This is a genomic window from Catellatospora sp. NPDC049609, assembly GCF_040675365.1.
Taxonomy (GTDB): domain Bacteria; phylum Actinomycetota; class Actinomycetes; order Mycobacteriales; family Micromonosporaceae; genus Catellatospora.
On record NZ_JBFAOU010000255.1, the window covers coordinates 1 to 8,396 of the forward strand.

The following is an 8,396-nucleotide window of genomic DNA, read 5'->3' on the forward strand; positions in this document are numbered from 1 at the left end:
TCAACGCGACCCAGCAGACCGCGTTCCAGAGCTACATCGCCGCGGGCGGCGGCTACGTCGGCGTGCACGCCGCCGCCGACACCGAGTACGACTGGTCCTGGTACGGCGGCCTGGTCGGGGCGTACTTCGCCTCGCACCCGGCGACGCAGCAGGCCACCATCCGCAACGAGGACCGCGCGAACATCTCCACCGCGCACCTGCCGGCGACCTGGACCCGCAGCGACGAGTGGTACAACTACCGCACCAACCCGCGCCCGAACGTCCGCGTGCTGATGAACCTCAACGAGGGCAGCTACACCGGCGGCAACATGGGCGACCACCCGATCACCTGGTGCCACAACTACGCCGGCGGCCGCGCCTGGTACACCGGCCTCGGCCACACCGAGGCCGGCTACACCGACACCAACTTCACCCGGATGCTGCTCGGCGGCATCCAGATCGCGGCCGGCGCGGTCGCCGCCGACTGCGGCACGCCCCCGCCCGGCCCGGCCGGGATCAGCCTGCGCGCCCGCGCCAACGGCAGGTTCGTCACCGCGCCCAACGGCGGGGCGTCGGCGCTGATCGCCGGCGCCACCGCCATCGGCACCGCGGAGCGGTTCGAGCTGGTCGACCGGGGCAGCGGCAACGTCGCGCTGCGCGCGCTGGTGAACTCCCGCTACGTCTGCGCCGACAACGCCGGGGCGAACCCGCTCATCGCCAACCGCACCGCGGTCGGCGGCTGGGAGACGTTCGCGCTGGTCCGCAACTCCAACGGCAGCGTCAGCCTGCGCGCGCAGGCCAACGGCAGGTACGTCGTCGCCGAGAACGGCGGCGCCGCACCGCTGATCGCCAACCGCACCGCGATCGGCCCGTGGGAGCAGTTCGACCTGGTCACGCCGTAACGGGCAGCGAGCAGGCCGGCCGGTGACGACAGGGCGTCACCGGCCGGCCCGTCCCTGCGCGGCAGATGTCACACAACTGTCACGGTTCTGAGGGTTACCGCCGACTCGAACCGGGAATGGTGACATCCGCCGGCAAGGAGGTAGTTGCGTGGACGACACGGTCGCGGTGACCACGGCACAGGCGGTGCCGCTGGTGGAAGTGCAGGTCAAGGGGGTACTCGACGCGCATGCGGCGCCGGGGGTGAACCATCTGCTGGAGGAGGCGCTGGTGCTGCGGCCACGGCAGATCGTGGTCGACCTGACCGAGTGCGAGGCGATCGACGCGGCGGGGATCCTGCTGCTGCTGGACGCGCACCGGCGAGCGGCCCGCGACGGCGGGACGGTGGCCCTGCGCTCCCCCAACGCCCGGGCGCGGCGCAGCCTGCGGCTGGCCAGGGTCGACCGCATCCTGCAGATCCTGCCGTTGCGCACGGCCGACGTGCCCCTGCAGGGACCGGTGGTTCTGTGAGGGTGCCGGGCGAGCGGGCCGGATCGGTGCCGCGGCGTGCCGGCGACGAGCGCGGCCGGTACGACCTCATCGTGGCGGGCGAGCGGGTGCCCGCCACCGATCCCGACGACAGCGTCGACCACGTCGACGCCGCCCTGGCCTCGCTGCGGCCGTTCGTCGCCGCGCGCCGGGGCGCCTGGGCGGCGGTGCCCGACGGCACCGCGCCCGCCGAAGCTGACGTGCTGACCACCGACGGCGACGGCGACGAGGCCCGGCTCGGCTCCGGGCTGCTGCGCTCGCTCTACCACCACCAGCCCGCGGAGTTCCCGCCCGGCTGGTTCGAGCCGTACGAACACGCCAACCACGCGCTCGCGAGAGCTGTCGCCGGGTCCGCGGGGCCCGGCGGCACCGTATGGGTGCACGGCCACCAGCTGCAGCTGCTGCCCCGCATGCTGCGCCGGATGCGACCCGACCTGGCGACCGCCGTGCACCTGCACAGCGCGTTCCCGCCCGCGGAGTCGTTCTCCCGGCTGCCCGAGCACCGGGCGCTGCTGGCCGGGCTGCTCGGCGCCGACGTGGTGGCGCTGCCGCACCACCGGGCGGTGGACAACCTGCTCGACCTCGCCGGGCGCGTGCACGGGCTGCCGGTGCGTGACGGCCAGGTCGCCGTCGGCAACCGCCGGGTCCGCGTGCTCGCCTGCGCGCTGCCCGCCGACACCGGCGGCATGCGGCGGCTGACCCGGCTGCCGCGGGTGCGTGAGCGGGCCGCCGAGATCCGGTCCGCGCTGCGGGTGGACGGCCCGGTGCTGCTGTCGATCGGCGGCTGGGACCCGGCCGACGCCGTCGAGCAGCGCCTGCACGCGTTCGACCGGTTCCTCGCCGAGCACCGGCCCGAGCCCGGGACGGTGGCGCTGCTGCACGTGGCGTGCGGCGAGCCGCGCACCCCGGAGGAGCTGGAGCAGCGGGAGCTCGTCGACCGCCACATCGCGAAGATCAACGGTACGCACGCCAGCGTCGGCCAGGCGATCGTGCACTACGTGCGCACCGGCCCGGACCGCCGCGAGCTGGCCGCGCTGTACCTGGCGTGTGACGGCCTGCTGGCCACGCCGGTGCACCACGGCACGCTGCACGGGCCGCACGAGTTCGTCGCGGCCCGTGGCGCGCGCGGCGCCACGGTCGTGGTCAGCGAACTGACCAGCGGCGCCACCGACCTGCCGGGCGCGATCACGGTGAACCCGCACGACGCGGCCGCGTTCGCCGAGGCCATCGCGCGCGCGGCCGGATGCTCCGGCCCGGCACCGCAGGCCGGGATCGCGCCGCACGAGCCCGCGCTCGACGTCTGGGCCGAGCACGTGCTCGCCGCCGTACGCGCCCGCGCCGCCGCCCCGACGGTGCCGCGGCCGCGCCGGGTGCCTCCGGTGCCCGGGCACACCCGTCCCCCGCTGCCCGAGCGCACCGTGCTGCGGCCCGTCCCGCCCGAACCGGGCCGCCGGACCGACGTCCACTGACCCGCTCACCTGGTCGAAGCTCCGGGCGCGCTGCGGGACCGGCGCGGTCGGAGCTTCGATCAGGAGGTGGTCAGCTCCAGTTCTGGCCCGCCGGCTGGCGGGTGGTGGCGTTGAGCCGGTTGAAGAAGTTGGTGGTGGCGATCCACAGCACCAGCGCCGCGAGCTCGGCCTCGCCGAAGTGCTTGGCCGCCGCCTCCCAGACGTGGTCCGGCACCGGGTCCGGCCGGTCGGCCAGCCGGGTGGCGCACTCGGCCAGCTCCAGCGCGGCACGCTCGGCCTCGGTGAAGTAGTCGGTCTCCCGCCACGCGGCGACCGAGAACAGCCGCTCGTCGCTCTCCCCGCCCTTGCGCATGGCGCGGGCGCCAGAGTCGACGCACGCGCTGCATCCGTTGATCTGGCTGGCCCGCAGGTGCACCAGCTCCAGGGTCGACTGGGGCACGCCGGCCGAGTGGGCGGCCTTGTAGAGGGCGTTGATGCCCTTCATGGCCTCCGGCAGCACCGCGGCGGGGTTGGTCATCCGTGCCTGCATGTCTTCCTCCATTAGGATCTTGAAAGGGCTGTCACATCGCCCCGTTCCCGTTCGTCACCGGTATGACGGGCCACCCCACGAAGATGTGACAGATATGGCCTGCATCACATTTGGTGACGATCCACGGAGGTATGCGGGATATGCGGGATCAGGACAGCCTGGCGGACCGGTTCGAGCAGGACCGGGGGCGGCTGCGCGCGGTCGCGTTCCGGATGCTGGGCTCCACCGCCGAGGCCGACGACGCGGTGCAGGAGGCCTGGCTGCGGCTCAGCCGGTCCGACGTCAGCGACGTCGCCAACCTCAGCGGCTGGCTGACCACCGTCGTCGGCCGCATCTGCCTCGACATGCTGCGCTCGCGCACCACCCGCCGCGAGGACTCCCTCGACGACGCCGCCGAGACCGGGTTCGCCCCCGCCGACGCGGCGACGCCCGATCCCGAGCAGGAGGCCGTGCTCGCCGACTCGATGGGGCTGGCCCTGCTGGTCGTGCTCGACACGCTCTCCCCCGCCGAGCGCCTGGCCTTCGTGCTGCACGACCTGTTCGCGGTGCCCTTCGACGAGGTGGCCCCGGTCATCGGCAAGTCACCGGACGCGGCCCGGCAGCTGGCCAGCCGCGCCCGCCGCCGGGTCCAGGGGCAGGCGCCCGACGCCGACGACACCGACCAGGCCCGCCGCCGCGAGGTGGTCGAGGCGTTCCTGGCCGCCGCCCGCGAGGGCCGGTTCGAGGCGCTGCTGAGCGTGCTCGACCCGGACGTGGTCATGCGCTCCGACGCCATGGCCGTGAAGATGGGCTCGACCGCCGAGGCGCGCGGCGCCACCGCGATCGCCGGTTACTGGTCGGGCAAGGCGGCCGAGGCCCGCCCCGCGCTGGTCGGCGGCGTCGTCGGCGCGGTGTGGGCACCGCACGGCAAGGTGCGCGTCGCGCTCAGCTTCACCATCACCGACGGCCGCATCAGCGGCATCGACCTCACCGCCGACCGCGACGCCCTGGCCGCCCTCGACGTGGAGATCCTCACCGCCTGACCCGTCCGCATGCCGACAGTGGCTCCTAGGCGACCACTGTCTGGCGTGCCGCCCGCCGTACGCGCAGGCTCCCGGCAAGCGCACCGATGCGCACTGTCGTGAGAGGACCTTCGATGCGGCGTACCCTCGCCCTGCTCCTCGTCATTCCGGCCCTGGTGGTGCTGCCCGCGGCACCGGCCCTGGCCGCGACCGTCCCCGTCACCACCACCGCCGACGTGGTGAACGGCGCCGACGGGCTCACCTCGCTGCGCGAGGCGGTCGACGCGGCCAACGCCGCCGCCGGGCCGACCACCATCGAGCTCGCGGCCGGGACGTACACCCTGAGCCTGTGCGCCGACGACGACGCCAACGCGGGCGGCGACCTCGACGTCACCACCGCGCAGCCGGTCACCGTCGACGGCGGCGGTGCCACCGTGACCCAGAGCTGCGCGGGTGAGCGGGTGCTGCACACCCTCGACACCGCGGGCGCGGTGACGGTGCAGCACCTGACCGTCACCGGCGGCGAAGGCCCCGGCGCGGCCGCGCAGTACGCCGGCGACCTGGACCTGGTCGACAGCACCGTGTCCGGCAACGACGCCGGCGGCGGCGCGGTGCTCAACAGCGAGGACGGGATCTCCGGTGCGAGCCTGGACCTGACCGGCTCCACGCTGGGCCCGAACACGGGCACCGGCATCCGGGTCTCGTTCGGCACGGTCCGGGTCACCGACTCGGTGATCTGGCAGCACACGCTGCGCGGCGTCGGCCTCATCGACGGCGCGCTGACCGTCACCGGCTCGACGGTCACGCAGAACGGCACCGGCGGGCTGAGCACCACCGGCCAGGGTTCGGGCCTGTTCGCGCTGACCGACTCCACCGTGTCCGACAACGGCGGCACCGGCGTGACCTGCTCGGCCTGCGGGCACCTGGAGGTCACCGGCTCCACGATCAGCGGCAACAGCCCCGGCCCGTCGTCACCCGGCGGCGGCATCGTGGTCAACGCCGACCAGGACACCCCCACCGACGAGCTGCACGTGTACATCACGAACAGCACGGTCAGCGGCAACACCCGCGAGGGCGCCGGGGGCGGGCTGGGCGTGTTCATCCTGGAGAACACCGACGGGCCGCCGCCCGCGCAGATCGTGCTGACCGGCTCGACGTTCAGCGCCAACGGCGCGCTGGGCGCCTCCGGCCGCGGCGGCGGCGTGTACGCCGAGACGGGCGAGATCCGCGTCGACAACTCGACGCTGACCGGCAACAACGCGAACGTCTCCGGCGGCGCGCTGTTCGGTGCGGACGGCGACGTGTTCCTGCGCCACGCCACGGTGTACGGCAACTTCGGCCCGGTGGCGTCCAACGTGGCCACCGGCGCGGACCTGCACGCGTTCGCCTCGGTGGTGGCGCTGGGCACCGGCGGGGCCGACGAGTGCGGGATCGCCGGCACCACCACCTCCACCGGGTACAACGTGGGCGGCGACGGCTCGTGCGCCTTCGTCGCGGGGCCCGGCGACCTGAACGCCACACCCGACGCGGGACTGCTGGGCCTGGCCGCCAACGGCGGCCCGACGCCGACCCTGCTGCCCACCGCGGCCAGCCCGGTCAACGGGCGGGTCCCGGCGGCGGCATGCACCGTGCTGACCGTCGACCAGCGGGGCACGGCCCGCCCGCAGGGCAGCGCGTGCGAGACCGGCGCGGTCGAGGTCAGCGAGGTGCCGCCGGCCCCGGCCTGCACGCAGACCGGCACGCCCGGCCCGGACGTGCTGATCGGCACCGGTGGCGCGGACGTGCTGTGCGGGCTCGGCGGCGCGGACACGCTGCTGGGCCTGGGCGGCCCGGACGAGCTGCGCGGCGGCGACGGCAACGACCTGCTGATCGGCGGGGCCGGTGACGACGTCCTGCGCGGCGGGGCCGGTGCCGACCTGCTGATCGGGGCGCCCGGCGCCGACGTGTACGACGGCGGGCCCGGCGGCGACCTGTGCGTGCGCCTGACCGGTCCGCCGTTCTGCTGAGCAGCCGTTTCGCTGAGAAAGGAAGCGGTCGAGGCTCCGTCCGCCCGAGAAACGGAGCCTCGACCGCGCTCGGCCCGCAGTGGGAACCAAGCCTGTCGGCCGCCGGAACGGGCCGGCCGCGCGGTCAGTCCGGCCAGCGGCCGGTCAGCGCCTTGACGCTGTGCGCACCGCCCCGGTCGACCGCTGCCTTAACCAGACCGAACACCGCCCCCTGCAGGGCGGCGGCGATCAGGATCTCGGTCCAGCCCTTGTCCGGGTCGGTGGCGTTGGGCGTATCCGGCTTGCCGGACGCCAGGCGCCAGACCTGCTTGAACGCCGCCCCGGCGATGACACCGGCCAGCGCCCCGCCCACCATGCCGATCGGTCGGTAGACCAGCTTCGGGGTGTTCATCTCCGCTCTCCTTCCGACGGGCCGCCACGGGCCGAGACCTCGGCCGCGACTGCCCGTGGCGCTCGCATACCCAGATCAGCGCGCCACTCACCTGCGGCGGCCGAGCCGGCACGCACGCGGCGCGCCATCGCCGCCGAAGTCTGCCGCGATTTCGGTACCAGCATTAGAGAGCGCTCTCTTGACGGCGGTGAAACACCGTCTTAACGTGACAGCTGTCAATCTTTTAACAGTGCTTACCGAAAGTGTTCCGCTCGGCACGCCTGGTGGCACGCCCCGCACCCTCCCTGGGAGGTAGGTCCCATGCGCAGAGCAACCCGACTGATCGTCCGACTGTCCGTGGCCGCGCTCGCCGCGGCCGGCCTCGCCGTGCCCGCCGGCGCCATCACCGCCACACCCGCCGCGGCCGTCGGCCCGCAGACCTGGTCCGACGAGTTCAACGCCGCCGCGGGCACGCCCGTCAACGGCAGCAAGTGGAAGTTCGACATCGGCGGCGGCGGTTGGGGCAACAACGAACTGCAGTACTACACCAACAGCACCAGCAACGCCGTGCACGACGGCGCGGGCAACCTCGTCATCACCGCCCGCCGCGAGAACCCCGCCGGTTACGGCTGCTGGTACGGCAGCTGCCAGTACACCTCCGCGCGGCTGCTCACCGCCGACCGGTTCACCCAGACCTACGGCCGGTTCGAGGCGCGCATCAAGATCCCGCGCGGCAACGGCATCTGGCCCGCTTTCTGGATGCTGGGCAGCGACATCGGCACCAACCCGTGGCCCAACAGCGGCGAGATCGACATCATGGAGAACATCGGCCGCGAGCCGAGCACCGTCCACGGCAGCCTGCACGGCCCCGGCTACTCCGGCTGCTGCTCGCTCACCGGCTCGTACACCATGCCGGGCGGCCAGCGGCTGGCCGACGCGTTCCACACGTACACGGTGGACTGGGCGCCGGACTCGGTGACCTGGTACATCGACGGCATCCAGTACTCCCGCAAGACCCGGGCCGACGCGGGCGCCAACCGGTGGGTGTTCGACCACCCGTTCTTCATGCTGCTGAACGTCGCCGTGGGCGGCAACTGGCCCGGCTCGCCGGACGGCAGCACCGTGTTCCCGCAGCAGATGCTGGTCGACTACGTGCGCGTGTTCGCCCACGACGGCGGCACCACGCCGCCCAGCGGCGCGACCTTGCTCATCGGCCAGAGCAGCAACCGCTGCATCGACATCCCCAGCTCCAACACCGCCAACGGCTCCCGGCTGCAGATCTGGGACTGCAACGGCACCGGCGCGCAGAAGTGGTCCTTCGAGGCCGACGGCAGCCTGCGGGCGCTGGGCAAGTGCATGGACGTCGCGGCCGGCTCGTCGGCCGACGGCACTGCCATCCAGCTCTACGACTGCAACGGCACCGGCGCGCAGAAGTTCGTCCTGAGCGGAGCCGGCGACCTGGTCAACATCCAGGCCAACAAGTGCGTGGACGTGACCGCCAACGGCACCGCCAACGGCACCAAGCTGCAGCTCTACACCTGCAACGGCACCGGCGCCCAGAAGTGGCGCAAGGGCTGACCGCGGGAGGGTCGCGCTCCCGTGCCGCATGCGGCG

Annotated in this window: 8 protein-coding genes; 6 read left to right on the top strand and 2 right to left on the bottom strand. The window is 73.6% G+C overall.

Annotation, left to right across the window (positions count from 1 at the left end):
• The 3 genes from AB0J67_RS37250 to AB0J67_RS37260 form a co-directional block, all read left to right on the top strand.
• The coding region (locus AB0J67_RS37250; RefSeq protein WP_363489860.1) for a ThuA domain-containing protein at window positions 1-881 on the top strand (881 nt) is incomplete at its 5' end.
• 148 nt (window positions 882-1,029) lie between these two features.
• Window positions 1,030-1,389, top strand: a complete 360-nt coding sequence (locus tag AB0J67_RS37255; protein ID WP_363489862.1) for an STAS domain-containing protein — start codon at window positions 1,030-1,032, stop codon at window positions 1,387-1,389.
• Window positions 1,386-2,876, top strand: a complete 1,491-nt coding sequence (locus AB0J67_RS37260; RefSeq protein ID WP_363489864.1) for a trehalose-6-phosphate synthase — start codon at window positions 1,386-1,388, stop codon at window positions 2,874-2,876. Before AB0J67_RS37255 ends, AB0J67_RS37260 begins: the two co-directional genes overlap by 4 nt.
• Before the next feature lie 70 nt (window positions 2,877-2,946).
• Here the strand turns inward: AB0J67_RS37260 and AB0J67_RS37265 are convergent, their stop codons facing one another.
• A complete protein-coding gene (locus AB0J67_RS37265) occupies window positions 2,947-3,405 on the bottom strand; it encodes a carboxymuconolactone decarboxylase family protein (RefSeq protein ID WP_363489866.1) in 459 nt (152 codons plus the stop codon).
• 140 nt (window positions 3,406-3,545) lie between these two features.
• Here AB0J67_RS37265 and AB0J67_RS37270 point away from each other — a divergent pair, with 140 nt between their 5' ends.
• The gene (locus AB0J67_RS37270; protein WP_363489868.1) at window positions 3,546-4,427 is read left to right on the top strand and encodes a sigma-70 family RNA polymerase sigma factor; all 882 of its coding nucleotides are present in this window, start codon (window positions 3,546-3,548) and stop codon (window positions 4,425-4,427) included.
• Window positions 4,428-4,540: 113 nt separating this feature from the next.
• Window positions 4,541-6,412, top strand: a complete 1,872-nt coding sequence (locus tag AB0J67_RS37275; protein WP_363489870.1) for a right-handed parallel beta-helix repeat-containing protein — start codon at window positions 4,541-4,543, stop codon at window positions 6,410-6,412.
• A 124-nt stretch (window positions 6,413-6,536) separates the two neighbouring features.
• Here AB0J67_RS37275 and AB0J67_RS37280 read toward each other — a convergent pair whose 3' ends face one another.
• Window positions 6,537-6,803: a DUF4235 domain-containing protein gene (locus AB0J67_RS37280; protein ID WP_363489872.1), complete on the bottom strand. Its 267-nt coding sequence runs from the start codon at window positions 6,801-6,803 to the stop codon at window positions 6,537-6,539.
• Window positions 6,804-7,103: 300 nt separating this feature from the next.
• Here AB0J67_RS37280 and AB0J67_RS37285 point away from each other — a divergent pair, with 300 nt between their 5' ends.
• Entirely contained in the window at window positions 7,104-8,360 is a 1,257-nt protein-coding gene (locus AB0J67_RS37285) for a family 16 glycosylhydrolase (RefSeq protein WP_363489874.1), read from the top strand.
• Window positions 8,361-8,396: the final 36 nt, after the last annotated feature.